Consider the following 23,862-nt stretch of genomic DNA (forward strand, 5'->3'; position numbering starts at 1 on the left):
TATGGAGGGCGATATGACCAACAACGTCGGAACGATCGACCGCACGCTGCGCGCGGCTCTTGGGTTGGTCCTGCTGTACTTGGCACTCTTCAGCGGGCTGGCCCTGTTCGCCGCACCCCTTTTCAAATATGGCGCTGTGATCGTCGGCATCATCATGCTGTTGACCGCGACCATGAAATTCTGCCCGGTGTACACGCTTTTGGGCATCAAAACCTGCAGGACCAGATAATATGGAAACCGTATTCACGCCTTTTGCATCCTTTGGCGGCGGCCTGCTGATAGGCTTGGGCGCAGTGTTGTTGATGTTGGGCCTCGGCCGCATCATGGGTGCCACCGGGATCATGTCCGGTCTGGTCTTTCCTGACAGCGGGTCCGAGTTTTCCTGGCGGCTGGCGCTTGTTGCCGGAATGATCGTTGCGCCGGGTCTGATCTACGTGCTGACCGGCTCCATGCCGGCCATCGAGGTGCCGATCAGCCCGCTGATGATCGTGGTCGGCGGCGTCATCGTCGGTCTGGGCGCCAGCCTCGGCTCGGGGTGCACCTCGGGTCACGGCGTATGCGGCCTGTCGCGGTTGTCGACCCGGTCCCTGGTTGCCGTTCCGACCTTCATGGTAACTGCCGCCATCACGGTTTTCGTGATCCGCCACGTATTCGGAGGGTGAGGCAATGAAACTGTTCCATACGTTCCTGACCGGCCTTGTCTTCGGCACAGGCATCGCGATCTCGGGCATGATGAACCCGGCCAAGGTGTTGAACTTCTTCGATCTGGCCGGAACCTGGGACCCCAGCCTCGCCTTCGTTATGGGCGGTGCGCTGGCGGTGACATTCATCGGCTATCGCCTGATATGGCGACGCGCCGCGCCGCTTTTTGCGGACCGGTTCCAGATTCCGGGCGCAAAGCACATCGACATGAAGCTTGTCGGCGGCTCAGCCTTGTTTGGCGTGGGCTGGGGCATCGCAGGATTCTGCCCGGGCGCGGCAATTCCGGCCCTGGGCACCGGACGGTGGGAGGTTCTGCTGTTTCTGGGCGCGGTCGCCGCCGGGCTGGCCCTGGCGCGCATTCTGCAAGGGCAACCATTGATTACACGTTCGGCCAAGGCCTGAGCGTCAGAGAGGAGGCACGATCATGACCGACCAAAAGGCAATCGACACCCACAACCAGAAAATGGCTGACGCAATCGCGACACCAATTTCCGCATATCCGGTTGATCTGAGCGTCAAACCCAAGGTTCAGGGCTTCTACGACGAGGCCACGGCGACGATCAGCTACATCGTTTCGGACCCGACATCCAACGCCTGCGCGATCATCGACAGCGTGATGGACATCGACTATGCCGCTGGCCGGATCACATTCGAACATGCCGACCTGCTGATCGCCGAGATCGAAAAGCAGGGCCTGAAACTGGAGTGGATCATCGAGACCCACGCCCATGCCGATCACCTGTCGGCGGCGCCCTACATCCAGCAAAAGCTGGGCGGCAAGATCGGCATTGGCGAGAACATCAAGATCGTGCAGGAGGTCTTCGGCAAGATCTTCAACGAAGGCACCGAGTTCCAGCGTGACGGCAGCCAGTTCGATGCACTGTTCACCGATGGCATGACCTACAAGATCGGCAACATGACCGCCTTCACCATGCACACACCGGGCCATACACCGGCCTGCATGGTGCATGTGATGGGCGATGCGGCGTTTGTGGGTGACACGCTGTTCATGCCCGATGGTGGTTCGGCCCGAGCCGACTTTCCGGGCGGAGATGCGGGAACGCTTTATGACTCGATCCAGAAGGTGCTGAGCCTGCCGGACGAAACCCGGCTGTTCATGTGCCACGATTACGGCCCCAACGGCCGCGACATTCGCTGGGAAACCACGGTGGCCGAGGAAAAGGCGCACAACATTCACGTGGGCGGCGGCAAGTCGCGGGACGAGTTCATCAAGATGCGCACCGAGCGTGACGCGACGCTGGCGATGCCGACCCTGATCATCCCGTCGATCCAGGTCAATATCCGGGCGGGTGACATCCCGACCGACAAGGACGGCAACCAGATGCTCAAGGTTCCGGTCAACAAGATCTGACCGCAGGAGACAACAATGGAAATCCGAAAGATTTCGGGCGCACTCTCGGTGTCGCCACAGGTAACGCTTGCCGATATCCCGGCGATCAAGGCCGCGGGCTTCCGCGCCATCATCTGCAATCGCCCCGACGGTGAAGGGTCCGACCAACCGACATTCGAGGAAATCGAGGCCGCTGCAGAAAAGCTTGGCATCGAAGCCCGGTACGTTCCCGTCCAGACTGGCCTGGTTCGGGATGAGGACGCGCAGGCCTTCGGTCAAGCCCTGACCGAACTGCCAGGTCCGATCCTGGCCTATTGCCGGACGGGCACGCGCTCGGCCACGCTTTGGTCGCTGCACGAGGCCGCGCAGGGCCGAGCCTTGCCTGACATCCTGACCTCAACCAAGGCTGCCGGATATGACATGAGCGGCGTGGCCCGCCGCATCGCCAATGGCGGCAAGACGCCCACCGACACCGGCGACGCGTCCTTTGACGTGGTGATCGTGGGCGGCGGGGCAGGGGGCATCGCCACCGCCGCCAGCCTGCATGCGCGTAAATCCGACCTGTCGATTGCCATCATCGACCCGTCCGACGTGCACTATTATCAACCCGGCTGGACCCTGGTGGGCGGCGGCGTGTTCACGCCGGAACAGACGGCCAAGACCATGGGCGCGCTGATCCCGCGCGGGGTCAAATGGATCAAGGCCGCCGTGGCCGCGTTCGAGCCACAGAACAACGCCGTCATTCTGGATGGTTGCCGAGTGGTCAAATACGACCGTCTGGTGGTGACTCCGGGGCTCAAGCTGGACTGGGGTGCGGTCGAAGGGCTGGAGGAAACGCTGGGCCGCAACGGCGTGACCTCGAACTATCGCTATGACCTGGCGCCCTATACCTGGCAGTTAGTCGAAGGGCTGAAGGCGGGACGGGCGCTGTTCACCCAGCCGCCGATGCCGATCAAATGTGCGGGCGCGCCGCAAAAGGCGATGTATCTGTCGGGCGATGCGTGGGTCCGACGCGGGGTTCTGAAGGATATCGACATCCAGTTCATGAATGCGGGCGGGGTGCTGTTCGGGGTCAAGGACTATGTCCCGGCGCTGATGGAGTATGTCAGGAAATACGACGCCACGCTGAACTACTTCCACAATCTGGTGGCGGTGGACGGGGCGGCGAAAACCGCCACGTTCAAGGTCGCCAAGCACGACGAGCAGCCCGAGCAGGTGACGGTCGAGTTCGACATAATGCATGTCTGCCCGCCGCAGGTGGCGCCGGACTTCATCCGGGTATCGCCGCTGGCAGATGCGGCGGGTTGGGTCGATGTGGATCAGTCCACGCTGCGCCACAAGAGCTTTGACAACATCTGGTCGCTGGGCGACGTGATGAACGCGCCGAACGCGAAAACCGCGGCCGCTGCCCGCAAGCAGGCGCCGGTGGTGGCCGACAACATCGTGGCCGATATCGAGGGCCGCGGCCCGGTGGCGGCCTATGACGGTTACGGCTCGTGCCCGTTGACGGTGGAACGCGGCAAGATCGTGCTGGCCGAGTTCGGCTATGGCGGTGTCCTGAAGCCCAGCTTCCCTAAGTTCCTGATCGACGGCACCAAACCCAGCCGCGCGGCCTGGGTCCTCAAGGAAAAGCTGCTGCCGCCGGTCTATTGGTCGGCGATGCTGAAGGGCAAGGAATGGATGGCCAAGCCCGAGCCGCTGAACGTGGCGGCCGAATAGGTCGCTAGGGCTTCTTGCCCTGCGCCATCCAACACCCGCCCTGTGCCCTCTTGAACGTGGAACCGATGCACAACCTGTTGCGATACTTGCCAATTCTGGATTGGGGCCGCCGGTATGACCGGGCGGCGCTGTCCAATGACCTGATCGCCGCGGTGATCGTGACGATCATGCTGATCCCACAATCGCTGGCCTATGCGCTGCTGGCGGGGCTGCCGCCCGAGGCGGGTATCTATGCCTCGATCGTGCCGATCATCCTCTATGCGATCTTCGGCACCAGCCGGGCGCTGGCGGTGGGTCCGGTGGCGGTGGTGTCGCTGCTGACCGCATCCGCCGTGGGGCAGGTGGCTGAACAGGGCACCGCCGGCTATGCGGTGGCGGCGCTGACACTGGCCTTTCTGTCGGGCGGGTTCCTGGTGTTGCTGGGTGTGTTCCGGCTGGGCTTTCTGGCCAACTTCCTGTCTCATCCGGTGATCGCGGGTTTCATCACCGCCTCGGGCATTCTGATCGCCACCAGCCAGTTGAAACACATCCTGGGGGTCAGCGCGCATGGCCATACCCTGCCCGAGATGCTGGGCTCTATCTTGGCGCATCTGGACCAGACCAGCGGGATTACGGTGGTGATCGGCGCACTGGCCACGGCCTTCCTGTTCTGGGTGCGCAAGAACCTCAAACCCGCGCTGCGGCGCACGGGCGTACCGCCGCTTTTGGCCGATGTGCTGACCAAGGCCGGGCCTGTGGTGGCGGTAGTGGCAACCACGATGGCGGTCTGGGCCTTCAGGCTGGACGCGCGCGGCGTCAAGATCGTGGGCGAGGTGCCCCAAAGCCTGCCTCCGCTGACCCTGCCGGGGCTGTCCTCGGACCTGATCGGCGCGCTGCTGGTGCCCGCCATCCTGATCTCGATCATCGGCTTCGTCGAAAGCATCTCAGTCGCGCAGACGCTGGCGGCCAAGAAACGTCAGCGCGTCGATCCCGACCAGGAACTGATCGGCCTGGGCGCGGCCAATCTGGGCGCTGCGTTCACCGGGGGCTTTCCGGTCACCGGCGGGTTCTCGCGCTCGGTGGTGAACTTCGACGCGGGCGCCGAGACCCCGGCAGCCGGTGCCTTCACCGCCGTTGGGCTGGCGGTTGCCGCACTCTTCCTGACCCCGCTGGTCTATTTCTTGCCCAAGGCGACGCTGGCCGCGACGATCATCGTGGCGGTGCTCAGCCTGGTGGATTTTTCAATCCTCAAAAAGACCTGGGGCTATTCACGGGCCGATTTCACCGCCGTAGCCGCCACAATCGTCCTGACCCTGATGGCCGGTGTCGAAGCGGGTGTTGCCAGCGGCGTGGCAATCTCGATCCTTCTGCATCTCTACAAGACCTCGCGCCCGCATGTGGCCGAACTGGGGCTGGTGCCGGGCACCCAGCATTTCCGCAACATCCTGCGCCACAAGGTCCAGACCGACCCCACGCTGGTCACGCTGCGGGTGGATGAAAGCCTGTATTTCGTGAATGCCCGCTTCCTCGAGGATCTGATCCAGTCGCGCGTGACCGAGGGTTGCGAGATCCGCAACGTGGTGCTGATGTTCTCGGCGGTGAACGAGGTCGACTTCTCAGCGCTCGAAAGCCTTGAGGCGATCAACCACCGCCTGCGCGACATGGGTGTCGGGCTGCACCTGAGTGAGGTCAAAGGCCCGGTCATGGACCGCCTGAAGCAGTCGCATTTCCTCGATGAATTGAACGGGCAGGTGTTCCTGTCGCAATATGACGCTTGGCAAAGACTGACCGCGCCTGACCGGATCACGTGGGCCGCGGAATGAGTTCTGATTTCGCAGTCGCGTAATCATGATTATGTAAAGTTTACTGCTCACGCTTGATTGACGAATTGCAACCACGCATGATCCGCCAATGGGGTTCACGGTCAAAACATGGCTGAACGATCTTGGTCTGGGCCAATACGCAGAGACCTTTGCGGAGAATGACGTTGATGCACGCGTATTGCCTCTGCTGACCAATGACGATCTCCGAGAGCTTGGAGTCAGCCTCGGGCACCGCAAGGTCATTCTGGCTGCCGCCCGCGTCCTGTCTGATGAACAAACGCCCGAGCAGCCAACATCTGACATCGCAGCAGCCGCAGCCGAAATACGGCCCGACACAGATGGGCAACCGTCGCGCGCTCCGGCCGAGCGGCGCCATCTGACGGTCTTTTTTGCCGACCTCGTAGGCTCGACCGAATTGACCAACCGGATCGACCCCGAAGACATGCGGATCCTGTTGCAGCGATACCAGGATTCCGTCGCAGGTGCTGTCAGCCGGTATGGAGGATATGTCGCAAAATACCTTGGCGACGGGCTGTTGGTCTTTTTCGGGTGGCCCCGCGCCTATGAGGATCACGCCATTCGGGCTGTCAAAGCTGGCCTCGAAGCCGTGCGAAGGGTCCGGCAGATGACGACGCCCGACGGAACTCCACTTGCCGTGCGCATCGGCATCGCCAGCGGCGACGTGGTTGTCGGTGACGCAATCGGTGAAAACTCGTTCGAAGAAGGCGCCATGACCGGACCGGTGTTGAACTTGGCCGCCAGGTTGCAGGAAAAAGCCCCGGCAAACGCCGTCGTCATGCCCCGTACAGACTTGACAGGGTCGTTGGATGGCGTGTTCGAGGTTTCATCCTTGGGCAGCGTGCCTTTGAAAGGCTTCGATGTCGCCCACGACCTGGTTCAGGTCATGGGTGAGCGCAGCGCCGAAAGCCGGTTCCATGCGGTTCGCGGGGATGGAGCCCACGGGTTCCTGATCGGCCGCAGTTTTGAAAAGGGCATCCTTCTGCAATCCTGGAAACACGCGCAGGACGGCAAAGGCGAAGTGGTCCTGCTGTCAGGCGAAGCGGGAATCGGCAAGTCGCGCCTGATCGAGGAGCTTCTGCAGGACGAAAGCGTGGTCCATCAGGCCGACATCATCAGACTGAACTGCTCTCCCTATCTCACCAGCAGCCCGTTTCACCCGGTTGCCGAACGGATTTCTCAGGATGCGGGCGTCGACCCGGATTTTGACGACGACAGGGTGCAGGAGAGTGTTCACGACATGCTGGCCCAGCGGCAAGGACTGGATCTGGACCTAGTTCTTCCTGCCTTCGCCGCTTTGGTCGCCCCGCGCAGCACCTTGGCCCAGCAGGTCCTGCAACTGTCGCCCCAGGAACAGCGAGACCTGACGATCCAAGCGCTGATCACCACGGTAAAGGCCCGCGCCGTCCAACGTCCGGTCATCCTGTTTGTCGAGGATGCCCATTGGATCGACGCTTCGACCCACGCGTTGCTGGACCGTTTCAAAGCATTGTGCGTCGACCTTCCCCTTCTGATCGTGATCACGCATCGCCCCGGCTGGGAAATGCAGAAGACCGAAGGGGACAGCCATGTCCAAACCCTGCATCTGGGGCGGCTTGATGCCGAGCAGGTCGCCCATCTGGTGCAACGTGTCTCGGGCCGCGATCCGGATCCGGAATTGGTCGATCTGATTGTCGACAAAACCGACGGCGTGCCGCTTTTTGTCGAGGAACTGACCCGCGCCATACACGAAACCGGCGGGGTCGGTGTGAACGTGCCCTCGTCCCTGAGCGGAGCGTTGATGGCCCGGTTGGACGCCGTATCGCCCGACGCAAAACAAACGGCTCTTGCCGCGTCGGTTATCGGGCGCGAGTTCGAACCGGCTCTGCTTGCCGCGTCGATGCCGGAAGCCCCGGCAGAGCTCGACACTTGTCTGGCTGAGCTGTGTCGCGCTGGTCTGGTCTTTGAAAGCGGGCACCACAAAGGGCACTATGTATTCCGCCATGCGTTGATCAGGGACACCGCCTATCAGTCCATGCTCAGCAGCACACGCAAGGCCCAACACGCCAATGTCGCCCGCGCGCTGATGAAGTTGCGGTCGGCCGAGATTGAACGACGCCCCGAGTTGGCCGCCCGGCACCTGACCGAGGCCGAAGACTGGGCTGCCGCCTATGACCGGTGGCGCGCGGCGACAGAAATGGCCCTGTCACGGTCGGCCAGCCAGGAAGCCCTGGCCAATGCGACGGAAACCCTGAAGGCCGCGCAAAAACTCGGCGACGAAAAAAGCCCTCAGACGATCGTTGGAAACCTGCTACTTGGGCGCAGCTACGACAGCGCAGGCAGGTTGCCGGAAGGCATCGCCAAACTGAAGGAGGCTTCGGACGCCGCCCGGCACTCAGGCCGGACGGACCTTGCTGCGGACGCGGCACATCACTTTGCCGATTCATGCATGATGGCCGGTCAACGGCACGGCCAGGCGATCAGCCTGTGCCTCGAGGCATTGGACAGCTTGCCGCCGACAGATGAGGTTCGGCGGTGTCGTCTGATGGCCCAGATCGCCCGCGCTTACATGTTCATCGGCGACTTTGCCGAGGGCACCAAATATGGCCAGCAATGCATGGAACTGGCCGCCCGGCTGGGGGATCACAAATCCCGGTTCGCCGTCATGATGACCCGCTTCGGCGCTCCCTTCGTGGCGCGCCAGGGCGAAGATCGGCTGAACTGGCGCAAGAACCTCGAATCCATGCACGAAGTGGCGGAAAAGCTTGGAAACATCGATCAGGGTCGCGACCGTACCCTGAGCCTGTTTGTCGGTGCCGAAATGGCGGACCGCCAGTTGGTCGACACCTCGTTGAAACTGCTGACCGAGATCTCGGACAAGGACAACCACCGACAGCTGTACTGGGTCCAGATCCATGCCCGTGCAATGGTGGCCATCCTGGATGGCGATTTTGAACGCGCCGAGACCTATGCGAGCGAAGCCGTCAAAATCGGGCGGCAGACACACGGCGCCCATGTCGAGGGTGTCTACGGCGTTCAGATGTTCACCATCCGGCGCGAGCAGGCCCGGTTGCACGAAGTGGCCCCTGTGATCAAGCGGCTCATGTCCGACAGTCCCGGCGAAACCAGCTGGAAACCCGGATTCGGCCTGATAGCCGCCGAACTGGGGTTTCGCGAGCCCGCCGAGCGTATTCTCAATGAGATCGCGGACACCGGTTTTGACCTGCCTCAGGACGCGATGTACTCGACCACCCTGTCCTATCTGGCGGATATCTGCGTCGCGGTCGAGAACACGCACCATGCCCAAACGCTGATCGACAAGCTGCTGCCCTATAGGGACCTGACGATCACGGCCGGCGCGACAACCGTCTGCACCGGATCCGCGGCCCGGCGGCTGGGAGCGATGGCCGCCGTGTTGGGTGATTGGGACACCGCCGACGAGCTGTTCGAAACCGCGATCCAAGTGGACACAGCGATGGCAGCGCCGCCGTGGATCGCCCACAGCAAAGCCGCGCGCGCCTGGGCTCTTCGCCGTCGCGGCCGCGCTCAGGATCTGCGCTCGGCCCTGTCGCTTGAGGCCGAAGCGTTGGCAAGTGCCCGGGAATTGGGTATGGTTTCCCTTAGGTCAAAACTTGAAGGATCCGCGTCTTAGACTCCGAGCACATGCGCAGGGGGGTGCATAATGCCAAGGTACATCATCGAACGGAACTTCGCCGAACAGCTTGAGCTTGGCGACGATGACAAGGTAAAGATCAAGGAAATCAACGACGAAGAAGGGATCGAGTGGATTTTCTCGTTCCTGAGCGCGGACAAGCGGAAAACCTATTGCCTGTACGAGGCGCCGGACGCGGAAAGCCTGCGCAAGGCGGCCAAGCGTCTGAACATTCCGGCTGACGTCATCACGCCAGTTGATCGGATCGATCCCGGCATCTTCGCCTGAAGCGACCCAATTTGCATTGCGCGCCCTTCGCTCGAATGGGGCGCGCAACCCATTGCCCGAGGCAGCACCGCAGGAAACCTGTCCACCTGATCTGGAGGACTGATCATGTTTGACCTGATAACGCTGAACGGCAGCACCAAAACCGTGGACCAAGAAGCGCTGGACGCTTTGGACGCGTCGCTGCGTGGATCCGTCTTTCTTCCCGGCAGCCCCGAATACGATAGTGCCCGCACCACCTGGAACAGCATCGTCGACCGCAAACCCGGCTTTGTGATCCGGGCGCTCGGGGCCAGCGATGTGCAAAAGGCAGTGAATTTCGTGCGCGAGGCGGGGCTGATCATGTCCGTCCGCTCGGGCGGTCACCAGATCGCCGGACATGCCGTGGCCGATGATGCGGTGATGCTGGACCTGTCGCAGATGAAATCGGTGCATGTCGACCCGAAAGCGCGCACCGCGCGTGTGGCGCCGGGCGCGGTGTTGGGTGACGTGGACCGAGAGACGCAGGCGCACGGGTTGGTGGTTCCGACGGGCATCAACTCGACCACCGGGATCGCCGGGCTGACACTGGGTGGCGGCTTTGGCTGGACGACGCGCAAGTTCGGCATGACCATCGACAACCTGATCTCGGCCGAGGTGGTGCTGGCCGATGGCTCGATCGTGACCGCCTCGGAAAACAGCCACCCGGACCTGTTCTGGGCCATTCGCGGAGGTGGCGGCAATTTCGGCGTGGTTACCTCGTTCGAGTTCCGCCTGCACCCGCTGGGGCCGCAGGTGCTGTCCGGCCTTGTGATCCACCCGCTTGAACAGGGTCCCGCCCTGCTGCCCGAATACGCCCGGATCGCCGACACCGCCCCTGACGATCTGACGGTCTGGACGGTGATGCGCAAGGCCCCTCCCCTGCCCTTCCTTCCCGAAGACTGGCACGGGCGCGAGGTGCTGATCTTTGCCGCCTGCTATGCAGGTACCATCGAAAACGGCGAAGCCGCGATGGAGCCGCTGCGCGCCCTCGGGGACCCGATCGTGGACGTGATCTCGCCGCACGCCTTCGTCGACTGGCAAGCCGCTTTTGACCCCCTGCTGACCCCCGGCGCGCGAAACTATTGGAAAAGTCACGATTTTGATGCCCTGCCCACGGATGCAATCGCAGGGCTTCTGGACAGTATCTCGACCCTTCCGGACCCGTCCTGCGAGGTGTTCATTGCCCATGTCGGCGGTGCGATGGCCCGGGTCGAGGCTGCGGCGACAGCCTATCCCCAACGCTCGGCCCATTTCATCATGAACGTGCACACCCGTTGGGAAGATCCGGCCAAGGATGACACTTGCATCGCCTGGGCACGCGCGCTCTATGACCGCATGACGCCGCATGCAACCGGCAGTGCCTATGTCAATTTCATGCCAGCAGACGAGGCCGATCACCTGTCCGGCGCCTACGGGGCCAATGCCACGCAGCTGTCGCGCATCAAGGGGCGGTACGATCCCGGCAACCTGTTCCGGGTGAACCACAACATTCCGCCTGCGTGACGACTTGAACTTCTTGCAGTGTCTGGCATAGACCGCGACCAACTGGACAGGGTCGGCGGGCAACACTACCGTGGGCCCGACATTCCCAACAGGAGACCCAGATCCATGTCCAAGATGCTTTCGATCGCGGCCGCAACCCTTGCGTTCACCGCAACTTCGGCCCTTGCGGACGGGCACTGCGCCGCGGGCAAGACCCTGACCGAGGGCAAGTTCACCGTGGCCACCGGAAACCCGGCCTATTACCCGTGGGTGATGGATGACGCGCCCGAATCCGGCCAGGGCTTTGAAGCCGCCGTCGCCTATGCCGTGGCCGAGGAGATGGGCTTTGCCGCGGATGACGTGGTCTGGGTCCGGTCGTCCTTTGACGAGGCGATCCAGCCCGGCGCAAAGAATTTCGACGTGAACATCCAGCAATACTCGATCACGCCCGAGCGCGATCAGGTCGTTGATTTCTCGGCCCCCTATTACACCGCGCCGATGGCGGTTCTGGTCAGCGCAAACGCCGTTGAAACCCCGCCCACGCTCGAGGCGCTGAAGGGCCTGCAATGGGGCGCGGTCGGGTCGACCACCGCAGTGCCGAAACTGGCCAGCGTGATCCAGCCGGATGCGGACCCGCTGCTCTATGGCGACAATGCCGATGTGAACGCGGCCATGACCGCCAACCAGATCGACGCCGCGCTGTTCGACCTGCCTACCGCCCTGTTCCTGAGCGCGGTGATGATCGAAGGGTCCAAGGTGATTGGCCAGTTCCCGGCCGATCAAGGCGACAACCCCGACCAGTTCGGCATGTTGATGGAGGAAGGCAACCCGCTGAAATCCTGCGTGGATGCGGCCATCGCCGCGCTGACTGAAAGCGGCAAGCTGGCCGAGATCGAGGCCAAATGGCTGCAGGACACGACGGGCGTTCCGCTGATCAAGTGACATGACACAGAACAGAACGGCGGGCCCGACCCGCCGCGAACTTTTTGAGGCGCAGCAGCGGCGGCGGTCGATCCGGATCGCCGCGACCAGCACCGTTCTGGTCGTCGTGGCGCTGATCGTGCTGGTGCCGCTGGCGCCGGGCTGGGCAAAGGTCCAGCAGAGCTTTTTCAACGGCGAGGTTTTGGTCAAGACCTTCCCGAAGCTGCTCGAAGCCTTCAAGATCAACGTGATGATTTTTGCCTGGTCGGCGCCCGCGATCGCGGTGCTGGGGCTGCTGATCGCGCTGGCCCGCGACACCAAATCGCCCGCGCTGTTCCCGTTGCGCATCTTCGGCGCTGCCTTCACCGACATCTTCCGCGGCGTGCCTGTGATCTTGACCGTCTATCTGATCGGCTTCGGCATTCCCGGGCTGGGCCTGACCCGACCGTGGAACTCACCCTATATCTGGGGGTCGCTGGCGTTGATCCTGACCTATTCGGCCTATGTGGCCGAGATTTTCCGCTCGGGCATCGACAGCGTGCATCACAGCCAACGCGCCGCCGCCCTGTCGCTGGGCCTGACCGAAGGCCAGGTGATGCGCGACGTGGTACTGCCGCAGGCCGTCCGCAACGTCGTGCCGTCGCAGATGAACATGCTGATCGCGCTGCAAAAGGACGTGTCGCTGCTCAGTTTCATCGGCCCGGTCGAGATCTTCCGCCAGGCCGGCGTGTTCAAATCGCTGCTGGCCAATTTCACGCCTTACGTGGGCGCGGCGATCATCTTCCTGATCGTGACCATCCCGGCGACGCGCTATGCCGACCACTTGATGGCTCGGCAGATGCGGGAGCGGCGCTGATGTCGAAACTGAACCTGCAGAACGTCGTCAAACGCTTTGGCGACCGCACCGTCTGCGACGGCATCGACCTGACCGTGGACGAGGGGCAGATGGTCTGCCTGATCGGCGCCTCGGGGGCGGGCAAATCCACCGTTCTGCGCTGCATCAACCTGCTCGAGCCGATCGAGGATGGCGAGATCCTGTTGGACGGGGTCGACATCTCGGTGCCGGGTCTGGATCCGCAATCGGTGCGCGCGCGCATCGGCATCGTGTTCCAGAGCTTCAACCTGTTTCCGCACATGACAGCGCTGGACAACGTGATGCTGGCGCCGCGCCGCGTGCGCGGACGCACGCGCGCCGAACTGCTGCCCCAGATCGAAGAGATGTTCGAACGCTTCGGGCTGGCCGACCGGATGCACAATTATCCTGACCAGCTGTCAGGCGGACAGCAGCAGCGCGTCGCCATCGTGCGGGCATTGGCCATGCAGCCCGAGGTGATGCTGTTCGACGAGATCACCTCGGCCCTGGACCCGCAACTGGTGGGCGAGGTTCTGGACGTTCTGCTGATGCTCAAGCAGCAGGGCATGACGATGGTGATGGCCACGCACGAAATGGGCTTTGCCCGGCAGGCCGCAGACAAGGTGTGTTTCCTGCAGAACGGCCGCATCGTCGAGGAAGGCCCGCCCGAGCAGCTGTTCGACCACCCGCAGCAGGACGACACACGGCAATTCCTGTCGCGCGCGCTCAAGTGAACGCCGACGTCGGATCGACAACTGAACATTGCACGGGCCGGACGCCAACTTCGTGCTAGACTCCAGCGCATTGCCATATGCTGCTGGAGGTTCGGAATGCGTCTTTTGTCCCTGTCTGCCGTGAGCGTTGCTGCGGGTCTGACCCTCGGCAACATGTCTTTGGCCCAACAGCTCGCGGACACGATCTATACCGGCGGTCCGATTTTGACGATCGATGACGCCCGGCCCACGGTACAGGCGGTCGCGGTCAGGGATGGGCGGATCATCGCAGCAGGTGAACTGGCCGAGATACGCAGCCATCAGGGCGACGACACGACGATCTTTGATCTGGACGGGCGCGCGATGCTGCCCGGTTTTGTCGACAGCCACGGCCACGTCGTCATGGGCGGTTTGCAAGCCCTGTCGGCGAACCTGCTGGCCCCACCGGATGGCAAGGTCACCGACATTGCCAGCCTGCAGGCGGCGTTGTCCACGTGGGCCGAGGCCAATAACGACACGGTCGAAGCGATGGGGATGATCATCGGCTTTGGCTATGACAACGCGCAACTGGCCGAACTGCGCCACCCCACGCGTACCGAGCTGGACGCGGTCTCGCGCGATGTTCCGATCATGATCATCCACCAATCGGGCCATCTGGGGGTGGGCAATTCCAAGGCGCTTGAACTGGCTGGGATCACCGCAGAAACCGAGAACCCGCCCGGAGGCGTGATCCGAAGAGACGAAGCTGGCGAGCCGAACGGCGTGCTGGAGGAATACGCATTCTTCGGCGCCTTGGTGCCCTTGCTTGGCGCTGTCGGCGAAGACGGGCTGCAGACTTTCGCGCGCGCCGGCAGCCGGATGTGGGCGCGCTTTGGCTACACCACCGCGCAAGAGGGACGCTCCTCGGGCGCGGTGGTTCAGGCCCTGCGCCGGGTGGCCGCGGACGGCGACCTTCCGATCGACGTCGTGGCCTTTCCCGACGTTCTGGAATCGCGCGATTTCATCGCGTCGGACGCCTCGCGCACCTATGCCGACCGGGTGCGAGTCGGCGGGTGCAAGCTGACAATCGACGGCTCGCCGCAAGGATTTACCGCGCTGCGGGATCGGCCCTACTACGATCCGGTCGGGGATTACCCGCCCGGCTATGCCGGATACGCCGCCATCACGCGCGAGCAGTTGCAGGATGCGGTGAACTGGTGTTTCGAGAACGGTCTCCAGATCCTGACCCACTCCAATGGCGAGGGGGCCACGGACATGCTGATCGCTGCCATCGACGAGGCGCAGCTGACCTATGGCGATCCGGGCAACCGGCCGGTTCTGGTGCATGGTCAGTTCCTGCGGGAGGATCAGGTGGCCAGCCTCAAACGATTGGGCGTGTTCCCATCGCTGTTTCCGATGCACACCTTCTACTGGGGCGATTGGCACCGCGACCACACGGTCGGGCCGGTCAATGCCGACAACATCTCGCCGACCGGCTGGGTGACCGAACGCGGCATGATGTTCGGCACCCATCACGACGCGCCTGTGGCGTTTCCCGACAGCATGCGGGTTCTGGCCGCAACGGTCACCCGGCGCACCAGGTCGGGCGACATCCTTGGCCCGCACCAGCGGGTCGACGTGATGACGGCGCTCAAGGCCATGACGATCTGGCCGGCATGGCAGCATTTCGAGGAAGATCAGAAGGGCTCGATCGAAGTGGGCAAGCTGGCCGATTTCGTGATCCTTTCGGATGACCCGACCGCGGTCGACCCCGAAACGCTGGCCCAGCTTCGGGTGCTGACCACCATCAAAGAGGATGCGGTGATCTTCGACGCCGATACGGCGGTCAAGGAGGGCCAACTGGACCGACGCCCCCTTGCCCCGGACCCGGTGACGGCACATCTGCTGCTGCATGCGCTGTATCAGGGCATGGATGTCGAACGGCCTTGGCTGGCGGACTTCACGCAGCCCTCGACCGAATGAATCGGCTTTCCGAGGTGGGGCAATAGAGATACCGTCGCCACATGGTGCTTTTTCTGATCCTTGTTGCGGCAATCGCCGGTCTATTGGCTTGGTATTTCTGGTCGAAGTCCAGGGCCAGGGCCGAGCTGCTGCAAACACCGCTGAGCGATGAGGAGCGGCGGACCATCCATGCGATGGTGCCGATCCTCGAGCGGTTGCCTGCCAAGTTGCGCGCCACTTTGGAAGGCAAGATCAACCTGTTCCTGAATCAGGTCGATTTCATCGGCTGCGACGGGCTGGAGGTCACGGACGAGATGCGTCTGTCGATCGCCGCACAAGCTTGCCTTTTGGTCGTCAACTCGGACCAATGGTACGACAATCTGACGACGGTCCTGATCTATCCCAATGCCTTCAAGTCCCGCCAACAGCGGCACAGCGGCTATGTCGTGACCGAACAGGAGATCATCCGTACCGGCGAAAGCTGGGACCGGGGGCCGGTGATCCTGTCCTGGGCGCACAGCCGGCAGGGCGCGGCAAACGATCATGACGGACACAACGTCGTGTTTCATGAATTCGCGCATCAGTTGGATGATCTGTCCGGCGGCACCAACGGTGTGCCAGTTCTGGCCAGAGATCAAAGCTATGCCGAGTGGGAACGTGTTTTTCTGGCCGCGTATGACGCGCATCTGCACGCGGTCGAGACAGGCCGGCGCACGGTGATCGACCCCTATGGCGCCACCGGACACGAAGAGTTCTTTGCCGTCACGGTCGAGCTGTTCTTCGAACGCCCCGAGGCCCTCAGGGATACCGCGCCCGAATTCTACGGGCAGCTGTCCAAATACTTCCGGCTGGATCCAATCAAATGGCCGAAACCGTCATGATCTATGATCAGAAATCCAGACCCAGATCGATTGTCCGATAGGAATGGGTCAGCGCCCCGGACGAGATATAATCGACCCCAGTGGCCGCGATCTCGGCCACCGTCCCCACGGTGACATTGCCTGACGCCTCGGTCACAAGACGTCCGTCCACCATCGCCACGGCCTCGGCCAGCATGTCGGGCGTCATGTTGTCCAGCAACACGACATCGGCGCCGCCGGTTTCCAGAACCTCGGCCAGCTGGTCCAGCCGGTCCACTTCGATCTCGACCTTCATCATGTGCGACGCACGCGCCTTGACCGCGTCCAGCACCGCGCGCACCCCGCCGGCGGCAGCGATGTGGTTGTCCTTGATCAGGATCGCGTCGGACAGCGAATGGCGGTGATTGAACCCGCCGCCATGCAACACGGCCAGTTTCTCGACGATTCGCAGGCCCGGTGTGGTCTTGCGGGTGCAGGTGATGCGCGCCTTGGTCCCGGCGGTCTGCGCCACCAGCCCGGCGGTAAGGGTCGCCACCCCGGTCAGACGACCGGCAAAGTTCAGCGCCACGCGTTCGCCGGACAGGATCGAGGCTGCGCCGCCGGTGATCTCCATGAGGGTCTGGCCCTTGGTGCAACGGTCCCCGTCGGCCACAAGCGGCGTGATCTTCAACGTCGGGTCCACCAGCCGGAACGCCAGGGCCGCCACCTGCATGCCCGACACAACCGCATCCTCGCGCGCGTTCAGCCGTGCGGCATAGGTCACGTCCGCTCGGATCACGGTGCGGGTAGTGATGTCGCCGCAGGTGCCCAGATCCTCGGTCAGGGCGGCGCGGACCATCGGTTCGAGGATTAGGTCGGGGACAGTGGCATGATGCATTTTGCGGTTTCCTTGAAGATTTTCGACCGCAGCGCCACGGCCTCGTCCAATGTCAGATCAGACCGCCGCCCCGGCCCTTCGGCCGTATCCGGACAATCCGACCGATAGTGCGCGCCGCGGCTTTCGGTGCGCATCAGCGCTGCTGCCGCGATCAGCGTGGCGGTTGCGGTCATGTTTCGGAACAGGTGCGACTGGCCGTGCAGCGACTCCAACACGGCGATCCGGCCCAAGGCGCGGCGCAGACCGTCCGCGTCGCGCACCACCCCCACGCCATCAGTCATGACCTGGCGCAGTTCGGCTACGGCTTGGGGGTCGGGTTCGGTGCCGCCGGACGGCAGGCCCAGCCGCACCTCGGGCGCGTCGGCCACCGTCAGGGTGCCCGCAATGTCACGGGCGCAGGCGCGGGCAAAGACCAGCGCCTCAAGCAGACCGTTCGAGGCCAGCCGGTTCGCCCCGTGCAACCCGGTCGAGGCCGCTTCGCCACAGGCCCAGAGCCCGGCCAGCGAACTGCGGCCGTTCAGGTCGGTGGCCACGCCGCCCATGTGGTAATGCGCCGCCGCCGCCACCGGAATCGGTTGAGTTACGGGGTCGATACCGTTGCGCAGGCAGGCCTCGGTCACCGCCGGAAACTGACTGCGGATCGCCGCGCCGATCGCTGCGCGCGTATCCAGCGCGGGCCGGTTGTCGGCCTTGGTTTCCAGATAGACGGCGCGCGCCACGACATCACGCGGGGCCAGTTCGGCATCGGGGTGGACACCTTGCATGAACCGTTCGCCGTGGCGGTTGATCAACACGGCGCCCTCGCCACGCAAAGCCTCGGTGGCCAGAGGCATCGGGTCTTCGCCCACGTCAATCGCGGTGGGGTGAAACTGAATGAACTCGGCATCGGCGATCCGGGCCCCGGCCCGTGCGGCCATGCCGATCCCCTGCCCGCGGATGCGCGCCGGGTTGGTGGTGCGAGCATAGAGCCCCGCCGACCCGCCCGTGGCCAGTACATGTGCCGCCCCACGCAGCAACACCGGTTCGGCCCCCGGCGCATCTGTCGGCGCCAGATATACGCCCGAGACCTTGGCCCCGTCGCTTTCCAGCCCCACGGCCAGCGCCCCTTCGATCACCTGGACCGAAGAGCGACGCCGCAGCTCGGCGATCAGGGCGCGCATGATCTCGGCACCGGCCTGGTCGCCTTTGACACGCACCACGCGGGCCACCGAATGCGCAGCCTCCTGCGATTGGATGAATCCGCCATCGGCGTCCCGGTCGAACCCCGTGCCCAGATCGGAAAGGTCCAGAATGTGATCCCGCGCCGCGCGGGTGACGAACTCGGCCACCTCCTGCAGGACCGATCCTGCGCCGGCGCGCATCGTGTCGCGGGCATGGGCTTCGGGGCTGTCGGACGGGTCCATCGCCGCCGCCACCCCGCCCTGCGCCCAGGCCGAACTGGCACCCGAGCCCAGCGGCTCGGGCGAGATCATCACCACCGGGTGCGGAGCAAGCTTGAGCGCTGTATAGACCGCGGCCAGCCCGCCGCCGATGATGACCACCCGAGGGGTCGAGACCGTCTGCATCGCCCCGATCAAATTCCCAGTTTGCGCGACAGGTCGATCATCCGCTGAACCGAAAGGCGCGCTTTTTCCGCCACGTCGGGGTCAACCTCGACCTGGCCGGTCATGGTGTCCAGCGCATACAGAACCTTTTCCAGCGTGATCTTCTTCATGTAGGGGCACATGTTGCAGGGCCCGACGAAATCGACCTGCGGCAGCGCGTCGGCGATGTTCGACGCCATCGAACACTCGGTGATCAGCATCGCCTTTTCGGGCTGTTCGTCGGTGACATATTTGATGATGCCGCTGGTAGACCCCGAGAAGTCGGCCTCGGCCACCACGTCGGGCGGGCATTCAGGATGCGCGATCAGGCGGGTGCCCGGGTTCCATTCGCGGAACTCGCGCAGGTCCTGCGCCGTATACTGTTCGTGCACGATGCACGAGCCCTCCCACCAGACCACGTTCTTCTGCGGCACGTCGCGGGCCACGTTCTGCGCCAGGTACTGGTCGGGGGTCATGATGACCGTGTCGCTGTCCATCGCCGCCACGATCTGCGCCGCGTTGGACGAGGTGCAGCAGATGTCGGATGCCGCCTTCACCTCGGCCGTGGTGTTCACATAGGTCACGACCGGCGCGCCGGGATAGCGGCGGCGCATCTCGGCAATGCCTTCGGCGGTGATCGACTCGGCCAGCGAACAGCCGGCCTCCATGTCTGGCATCAGAACCGTCTTTTCGGGGCTGAGGATCTTCGAGGTCTCGGCCATGAAATGCACACCGCATTGCACGATCACGTCGGCCTCGACCTCGGTCGCCTTGATGGCCAGCTGCAGGCTGTCGCCGACGAAGTCCGAAATGCCGTGATAGATTTCGGGCGTCATGTAGTTGTGGCCCAGGATCACCGCGTTGCGTTCGGCTTTCAGATCGTTGATCGCCTTGACATAGGGCGCGTAGATCGCCCAATCCGCTGGCGTGACGACTCGCGACATGCGGGCGTAGATGTCGCTCATGCTGGCGGCCAGCTCGGGCGACGGGGTCAGATCGAATTTCTCGGCAAGATGCGCGCGCTGCGCGGGGAGGTCAAACACTGGACTGGTTTTCCGCCTGTTGAATAGGTGGCCTCGTTCTTATGGGGTTTCCAAACCGTTTTCCACAGTCGAACCGCGAAAAAACGCCCCGAAACTCAACGGGACGTTGGGCCACCTGACCAAATATCGCGGACAGGCCGGAGTCACCCGGCGTCAGGCACCTCAACCGCGCACCAGACGCAGTCATGATCCGAGAGCGGCTTGGCGTCGGCGGTCAGCGACGACAGCAGACCCCGGTCGCGGCAGATCAGCCCCTTGCCGGCGAACCAGTCCAGCTTCATCACCCGGTCCGGGTGCGGCGTGATCAGGCTGGGCCGGGTAGTGTGGCCTTCGGTCGTGAACTCCCAGGAAAATCCGCGCTGCTCGGCCAGAGCAAACAGGGTTTCCCGGCGCCAGTCGAAATCCGGTGGCAGGTGGTTGCCGGTATTCAGATCGCCACCGATCAGCACCGGCATCCCGGGCGCAAACTCATCGAGCGCATCCAGCAGAAGCTGAAACTGCGTATGGCGATGCGCCGCCGCAGCATTGCTTTCCAGATGGGTGGAGACCACGCATACAGGCCCGTTCTCGGTCGCGACTTCTGCAGCAATCGCCATTCGGCCACCCAGCCGCGGTTGTTGCGGATCCGACGCCCCGGACTCGGCCGCAAACCAGTGGCCATGGTCGTCAAGACGGATCATGGCCACGCGTTTGAACGGAACCGAGGACAGAATCGCGTTCCCATGCCACCCGAGGGTGTTGAAATCATCCTTGCAAAAGGCCCGCTCGGTCGGACCGCCCAGATCCAGTTCGTGGAACTCGACCCCAAAGGCGTAGGCCATACCCAGCTTGTCGGCCATTTCTGCCGTCGTGTGACGTTGACCGGTACGGGACATACCGTGGTCCACCTCGGACAGCAGAACGATGTCCGGGGTCACAGCCGCCAGGTGGGCTGCGCTTTCTTCGGGGAACAGGCAGCGTTCCACATTCCACGCCGCAGCCGAGAAACGTGCACCCAGAACGTCCCGGGTTGCGTTTCCGCCCAGTTGCACCGCGTTCATCGCCGGTGTCTGCGCCATCAGGGCGCGGTGCGCCTCGGCCGTTCGCGGCGCCGCCAATATGCGGTCTCGGACATCATCCGAGACCGGTGGCAAAGACGACACGATGTTCGTGATCACAGGGCTTTTCCGGTTTCCGGGTGGAACAGGCTGATCGCGTCGGGCTTGAGTGAGATCCGCGTTTCTCCGGGCGCGGCTTCGACATCCTTGCCCACGTGGATCGTGAACTCCTGATCCGCCAGACGCCCGTGCAACAGGCGGTGCGCGCCAAGCTCTTCGATGATGTCGACGTGAAAGGCGATCGAGCCCTCCGCCCCGATCAGTACATCTTCGGGCCGCACACCTACAGTCACCGCGCCGGACCCTTCGGCCGTGGCAAGCACCGTGTCGCCGTTGATCATCACGCGGCCGCCCTCCAGACGTGCGCCGATCAGATTCATCGGCGGAGCACCCATGAAGCTGGCCACGAAGGTCGAGGCCGGGCGGTGATAGATCTCGGCCGGGGTGCCGATCTGTTCGATCCGGCCCGCGTTCATCACAATGATGCGGTCAGCCATGGTCATCGCCTCGACCTGGTCATGGGTGACGTAGATCGAGGTCACGCCCAGACGCCGCTGCAACGCCTTGATCTCGATCCGCATCTGGTTGCGCAGCTTGGCATCGAGGTTCGACAGCGGTTCGTCGAACAGGAACAGCGCCGGATCACGCACGATGGCCCGTCCCATGGCAACCCGCTGGCGTTGACCGCCCGACAGTTGCGAGGGCTTTCGATCCAGAAACTCGTTCAGGTTCAGCATCGAAGCGGCTTCGGCCACCTTGCGGTCGATTTCGTCCTTGGGCGTCTTTCGATTCTTCAGACCATAGGCGATGTTCTTGCGCACGGTCATATGCGGGTACAGCGCATAGTTCTGGAACACCATGGCGATGTCGCGATCGGCCGGGTCAACGTCATTCATGACGCGGCCATTGATCGTCAGTTCGCCTTCGGTGATTTCTTCCAGGCCGGCCACCATGCGCAGCAGAGTGGACTTGCCGCAGCCCGACGGGCCGACAAGAACCACGAATTCGCCATCACCGATGTCGAAACTGGACGGGGTCAGCGCCTCGGCGCCGTTGGGATAGATTTTTCGGATGTTCTTCAGGGATACCTGAGCCATTGATTCTGCCTTACTTGTCGGATTCCGTCAGGCCCTTGACGAACCAGCTTTGGAAAAAGATGACGACCATGACCGGGGGAATGATGGCGATGATCGCCAGCAGGTTGGCCCGGCCGTATTCGGGAATGCGGTTGCCCTCCAGCACCTGCGTGATCTGCTTGATCCCGCGCACCAGGGTGAACATGTCCTCTTCGGTGGTGATCATGGTGGGCCACAGATACTGGTTCCACCCGAACACGAACATGATGATGAACATCGCCGCAATCATCGTACGCGACAGCGGCACCAGGATGTCGATGAAGAATTTCACCGGGCCGGCGCCGTCGATCCGCGCGGCCTCGACCAGCTCTTCGGGAACCGAGCGGAAGAACTGCCGGAAGAAGAACGTGGCGGTGGCCGAGGCGATCAGCGGGATGATGAGGCCCTGATAGGTGTTCAGCATCCCCAGTTTCTGCACCACTTCGTACGAGGGCAGAATGCGCACCTCGAGCGGCAGCAACAACGTGGTGAAGATCACCCAGAAAGCCAGCGTGGCAAAGCGCAGCCGGAAATAGACGATCGCATAGGCCGCCATCATGCCGATGATGATCTTTCCGAGGGCAAAACCGATGCCCAGGATGAACGAGTTCTTGAGCATGTTCATGCCCGTGTTCTGGCCGGAAAAGCCCGAGGCCTCGAACATTGCCTTCTGGAAGTTGGGGCCAAGTTCGTCCCCGATCGTCAGGCTGGGTCCGGTCTTGATCACCTCGACATCCGGAACGGTCGTCATCTGGAAGATCATCAGCAGCGGCAGCATCATGAACAACGATCCGACGATCAGGATCGTGTGATCCAGGATCGTGGACAGTCGGATGCCGCGCTTTCGCGTTTGGGTGGGTGAAGTGGCGGACGCCATCGCAGGGGTATGTGCTTCGGTCATTGTCTGCCCTCCTTACGTGTAGTGGATGCGGCGTTCGACCAGCCGGAACTGGAACACCGTCAGGGCCAGAACCAGCACCATCAGAACGACCGACTGCGCCGAGCTGCCACCCAGGTCGTTGCCGCGGAAGCCGTCCACATAGACCTTGTAGACCAACGTCATCGGGTTGTTGCCCGGCTCACCCTTCACCATCGTGTCGATCACACCGAAAGTATCAAACAATGCGTAGGTGATATTGATGATCAGCAGGAAAAACCCGGTCGGCGCCAGCAGGGGGAAAGTCACGTCCCAGAACCGGCCCGTGGATGAGCGGTTGTCGATCAAAGCCGCCTCACGCACCGATCGCGGGATCGATTGCAGGCCAGACAGAAAGAAGATGAAATTCACCGGAACCTGTTTCCAGACCGAAACGATAACCATCGCGGTGGCGGTGTCATTGAAATTCACGCCCAGTTTGAAATCCCACCCGATCGAGCGCGCCAGTTCGGTCAATGGCCCCCAGCTCTGGTTGAACAGGATCAGGCCGATGAACCCCGCCACCGGCGGCGCCACGGCGTAAACCCACATCAGCAGCGTGCGATAGGTCTTGGCGCCGCGCAGCACATTGTCGGCCTTCACGGCCAGCAACAACGCGATCGACAGCGAAAAGAACGTGACCAGAACGGTGAAGATCACCGTGAACCAGGCAATGCTGAGATACTCGGAATTCCCGGCAAGGTCGCTGTAGTTGTCCAGCCCGACGAAGGTCGACCCAAACCCGAACGGATCCTGAAGGAAGAACGAAGACTGCACCGCGTGAGCGGCAGGCCAGTAGAAAAAGACCGCGATGATCAACAGCTGCGGCAACAGCAGAAGAACCGGCAGCCAGCGAGTGGAAAAACCAGCGCGTTTCATGAAAACTCCGGAAAAGGGAGGACGGTCGCACTTCTGCGACCGCCCGTTTCTTG

Annotated in this window: 21 protein-coding genes; 14 read left to right on the forward strand and 7 right to left on the reverse strand. The window is 63.0% G+C overall.

Annotated elements, in window-relative coordinates:
• Positions 1 to 13: 13 nt before the first annotated feature.
• The 14 genes from ACR0DA_RS13845 (at position 14) to ACR0DA_RS13910 (ending at position 16,320) form a co-directional block, all read left to right on the forward strand.
• On the forward strand, positions 14 to 229 hold the full coding sequence (locus tag ACR0DA_RS13845; protein WP_170421196.1) for a YgaP family membrane protein: 216 nt from the start codon (positions 14 to 16) through the stop codon (positions 227 to 229).
• A 1-nt stretch (position 230) separates the two neighbouring features.
• Positions 231 to 662 (forward strand): YeeE/YedE family protein, encoded by a 432-nt coding sequence (locus ACR0DA_RS13850; protein ID WP_170341626.1) that lies wholly within the window; start codon positions 231 to 233, stop codon positions 660 to 662.
• Between the two features lie 4 nt (positions 663 to 666).
• Positions 667 to 1,104, forward strand: coding sequence for a DUF6691 family protein (locus ACR0DA_RS13855; RefSeq protein ID WP_480754495.1), 438 nt, complete (start codon positions 667 to 669; stop codon positions 1,102 to 1,104).
• A gap of 85 nt (positions 1,105 to 1,189) precedes the next feature.
• Positions 1,190 to 2,074: an MBL fold metallo-hydrolase gene (locus ACR0DA_RS13860; RefSeq protein ID WP_170341794.1), complete on the forward strand. Its 885-nt coding sequence runs from the start codon at positions 1,190 to 1,192 to the stop codon at positions 2,072 to 2,074.
• 15 nt (positions 2,075 to 2,089) lie between these two features.
• Positions 2,090 to 3,772, forward strand: coding sequence for a bifunctional protein tyrosine phosphatase family protein/NAD(P)/FAD-dependent oxidoreductase (locus tag ACR0DA_RS13865; RefSeq protein WP_480754497.1), 1,683 nt, complete (start codon positions 2,090 to 2,092; stop codon positions 3,770 to 3,772).
• 65 nt (positions 3,773 to 3,837) lie between these two features.
• Positions 3,838 to 5,574, forward strand: coding sequence for a SulP family inorganic anion transporter (locus tag ACR0DA_RS13870; protein ID WP_480754499.1), 1,737 nt, complete (start codon positions 3,838 to 3,840; stop codon positions 5,572 to 5,574).
• Between the two features lie 88 nt (positions 5,575 to 5,662).
• Positions 5,663 to 9,223 (forward strand): AAA family ATPase, encoded by a 3,561-nt coding sequence (locus ACR0DA_RS13875; protein ID WP_480754501.1) that lies wholly within the window; start codon positions 5,663 to 5,665, stop codon positions 9,221 to 9,223.
• 30 nt (positions 9,224 to 9,253) lie between these two features.
• Entirely contained in the window at positions 9,254 to 9,511 is a 258-nt protein-coding gene (locus tag ACR0DA_RS13880) for a DUF4242 domain-containing protein (protein ID WP_093963294.1), read from the forward strand.
• 105 nt (positions 9,512 to 9,616) lie between these two features.
• Positions 9,617 to 11,032 (forward strand): FAD-binding oxidoreductase, encoded by a 1,416-nt coding sequence (locus tag ACR0DA_RS13885; RefSeq protein WP_480754503.1) that lies wholly within the window; start codon positions 9,617 to 9,619, stop codon positions 11,030 to 11,032.
• Between the two features lie 105 nt (positions 11,033 to 11,137).
• Positions 11,138 to 11,953: an ABC transporter substrate-binding protein gene (locus ACR0DA_RS13890; RefSeq protein ID WP_170365764.1), complete on the forward strand. Its 816-nt coding sequence runs from the start codon at positions 11,138 to 11,140 to the stop codon at positions 11,951 to 11,953.
• Between the two features lies 1 nt (position 11,954).
• Positions 11,955 to 12,788 (forward strand): amino acid ABC transporter permease, encoded by an 834-nt coding sequence (locus ACR0DA_RS13895; RefSeq protein WP_480754505.1) that lies wholly within the window; start codon positions 11,955 to 11,957, stop codon positions 12,786 to 12,788.
• Positions 12,788 to 13,519 (forward strand): amino acid ABC transporter ATP-binding protein, encoded by a 732-nt coding sequence (locus ACR0DA_RS13900; RefSeq protein WP_480754507.1) that lies wholly within the window; start codon positions 12,788 to 12,790, stop codon positions 13,517 to 13,519. Before ACR0DA_RS13895 ends, ACR0DA_RS13900 begins: the two co-directional genes overlap by 1 nt.
• 96 nt (positions 13,520 to 13,615) lie before the next feature.
• Positions 13,616 to 15,460: an amidohydrolase gene (locus tag ACR0DA_RS13905; protein WP_480754508.1), complete on the forward strand. Its 1,845-nt coding sequence runs from the start codon at positions 13,616 to 13,618 to the stop codon at positions 15,458 to 15,460.
• Positions 15,461 to 15,501: 41 nt separating this feature from the next.
• Positions 15,502 to 16,320, forward strand: a complete 819-nt coding sequence (locus tag ACR0DA_RS13910; protein ID WP_480754509.1) for a M90 family metallopeptidase — start codon at positions 15,502 to 15,504, stop codon at positions 16,318 to 16,320.
• Positions 16,321 to 16,327: 7 nt separating this feature from the next.
• On the opposite strand, the gene nadC is transcribed toward ACR0DA_RS13910, so the two are convergent.
• The 7 genes from nadC to ACR0DA_RS13945 all read right to left on the reverse strand — a co-directional run bounded on the left by nadC (position 16,328) and on the right by ACR0DA_RS13945 (position 23,809).
• Positions 16,328 to 17,176 carry a carboxylating nicotinate-nucleotide diphosphorylase gene (nadC, locus tag ACR0DA_RS13915; RefSeq protein ID WP_480754510.1) on the reverse strand — a complete coding sequence of 283 codons (849 nt, stop codon included), beginning with the start codon at positions 17,174 to 17,176 and terminating at the stop codon, positions 16,328 to 16,330.
• On the reverse strand, positions 17,149 to 18,741 hold the full coding sequence (locus tag ACR0DA_RS13920; RefSeq protein WP_480754512.1) for an L-aspartate oxidase: 1,593 nt from the start codon (positions 18,739 to 18,741) through the stop codon (positions 17,149 to 17,151). Before ACR0DA_RS13920 ends, nadC begins: the two co-directional genes overlap by 28 nt.
• A gap of 8 nt (positions 18,742 to 18,749) precedes the next feature.
• Positions 18,750 to 19,802, reverse strand: coding sequence for a quinolinate synthase NadA (gene nadA, locus ACR0DA_RS13925; RefSeq protein WP_170371795.1), 1,053 nt, complete (start codon positions 19,800 to 19,802; stop codon positions 18,750 to 18,752).
• Between the two features lie 143 nt (positions 19,803 to 19,945).
• Positions 19,946 to 20,956, reverse strand: coding sequence for an endonuclease/exonuclease/phosphatase family protein (locus ACR0DA_RS13930; RefSeq protein WP_170341799.1), 1,011 nt, complete (start codon positions 20,954 to 20,956; stop codon positions 19,946 to 19,948).
• On the reverse strand, positions 20,956 to 21,996 hold the full coding sequence (locus ACR0DA_RS13935; protein WP_170359557.1) for an ABC transporter ATP-binding protein: 1,041 nt from the start codon (positions 21,994 to 21,996) through the stop codon (positions 20,956 to 20,958). The genes ACR0DA_RS13930 and ACR0DA_RS13935 overlap by 1 nt, the downstream gene beginning before the upstream one ends.
• A gap of 10 nt (positions 21,997 to 22,006) precedes the next feature.
• On the reverse strand, positions 22,007 to 22,891 hold the full coding sequence (locus ACR0DA_RS13940) for an ABC transporter permease subunit (protein WP_170341801.1): 885 nt from the start codon (positions 22,889 to 22,891) through the stop codon (positions 22,007 to 22,009).
• Between the two features lie 36 nt (positions 22,892 to 22,927).
• Entirely contained in the window at positions 22,928 to 23,809 is an 882-nt protein-coding gene (locus ACR0DA_RS13945) for an ABC transporter permease subunit (protein WP_093963282.1), read from the reverse strand.
• Between the last annotated feature and the right edge of the window lie 53 nt (positions 23,810 to 23,862).

It is taken from the genome of Ruegeria sp. CI8 (assembly GCF_056536865.1).

What these genes read in the sequence shown, in the direction of transcription:
- ACR0DA_RS13920 (WP_480754512.1), bottom strand. Translation starts at nt 18,741, where the DNA reads ATGCAGACGGTCTCGACCCCTCGGGTGGTCATCATCGGCGGCGGGCTG.
- ACR0DA_RS13905 (WP_480754508.1), top strand. Translation starts at nt 13,616, where the DNA reads ATGCGTCTTTTGTCCCTGTCTGCCGTGAGCGTTGCTGCGGGTCTGACC.
- ACR0DA_RS13900 (WP_480754507.1), top strand. Translation starts at nt 12,788, where the DNA reads ATGTCGAAACTGAACCTGCAGAACGTCGTCAAACGCTTTGGCGACCGC.
- ACR0DA_RS13870 (WP_480754499.1), top strand. Translation starts at nt 3,838, where the DNA reads ATGCACAACCTGTTGCGATACTTGCCAATTCTGGATTGGGGCCGCCGG.
- ACR0DA_RS13940 (WP_170341801.1), bottom strand. Translation starts at nt 22,891, where the DNA reads ATGGCGTCCGCCACTTCACCCACCCAAACGCGAAAGCGCGGCATCCGA.
- ACR0DA_RS13850 (WP_170341626.1), top strand. Translation starts at nt 231, where the DNA reads ATGGAAACCGTATTCACGCCTTTTGCATCCTTTGGCGGCGGCCTGCTG.
- ACR0DA_RS13890 (WP_170365764.1), top strand. Translation starts at nt 11,138, where the DNA reads ATGTCCAAGATGCTTTCGATCGCGGCCGCAACCCTTGCGTTCACCGCA.
- nadC (WP_480754510.1), bottom strand. Translation starts at nt 17,176, where the DNA reads ATGCATCATGCCACTGTCCCCGACCTAATCCTCGAACCGATGGTCCGC.
- ACR0DA_RS13935 (WP_170359557.1), bottom strand. Translation starts at nt 21,996, where the DNA reads ATGGCTCAGGTATCCCTGAAGAACATCCGAAAAATCTATCCCAACGGC.
- ACR0DA_RS13845 (WP_170421196.1), top strand. Translation starts at nt 14, where the DNA reads ATGACCAACAACGTCGGAACGATCGACCGCACGCTGCGCGCGGCTCTT.
- ACR0DA_RS13895 (WP_480754505.1), top strand. Translation starts at nt 11,955, where the DNA reads ATGACACAGAACAGAACGGCGGGCCCGACCCGCCGCGAACTTTTTGAG.
- ACR0DA_RS13910 (WP_480754509.1), top strand. Translation starts at nt 15,502, where the DNA reads ATGGTGCTTTTTCTGATCCTTGTTGCGGCAATCGCCGGTCTATTGGCT.
- ACR0DA_RS13880 (WP_093963294.1), top strand. Translation starts at nt 9,254, where the DNA reads ATGCCAAGGTACATCATCGAACGGAACTTCGCCGAACAGCTTGAGCTT.
- ACR0DA_RS13875 (WP_480754501.1), top strand. Translation starts at nt 5,663, where the DNA reads ATGGGGTTCACGGTCAAAACATGGCTGAACGATCTTGGTCTGGGCCAA.
- ACR0DA_RS13945 (WP_093963282.1), bottom strand. Translation starts at nt 23,809, where the DNA reads ATGAAACGCGCTGGTTTTTCCACTCGCTGGCTGCCGGTTCTTCTGCTG.
- ACR0DA_RS13865 (WP_480754497.1), top strand. Translation starts at nt 2,090, where the DNA reads ATGGAAATCCGAAAGATTTCGGGCGCACTCTCGGTGTCGCCACAGGTA.
- ACR0DA_RS13885 (WP_480754503.1), top strand. Translation starts at nt 9,617, where the DNA reads ATGTTTGACCTGATAACGCTGAACGGCAGCACCAAAACCGTGGACCAA.
- ACR0DA_RS13855 (WP_480754495.1), top strand. Translation starts at nt 667, where the DNA reads ATGAAACTGTTCCATACGTTCCTGACCGGCCTTGTCTTCGGCACAGGC.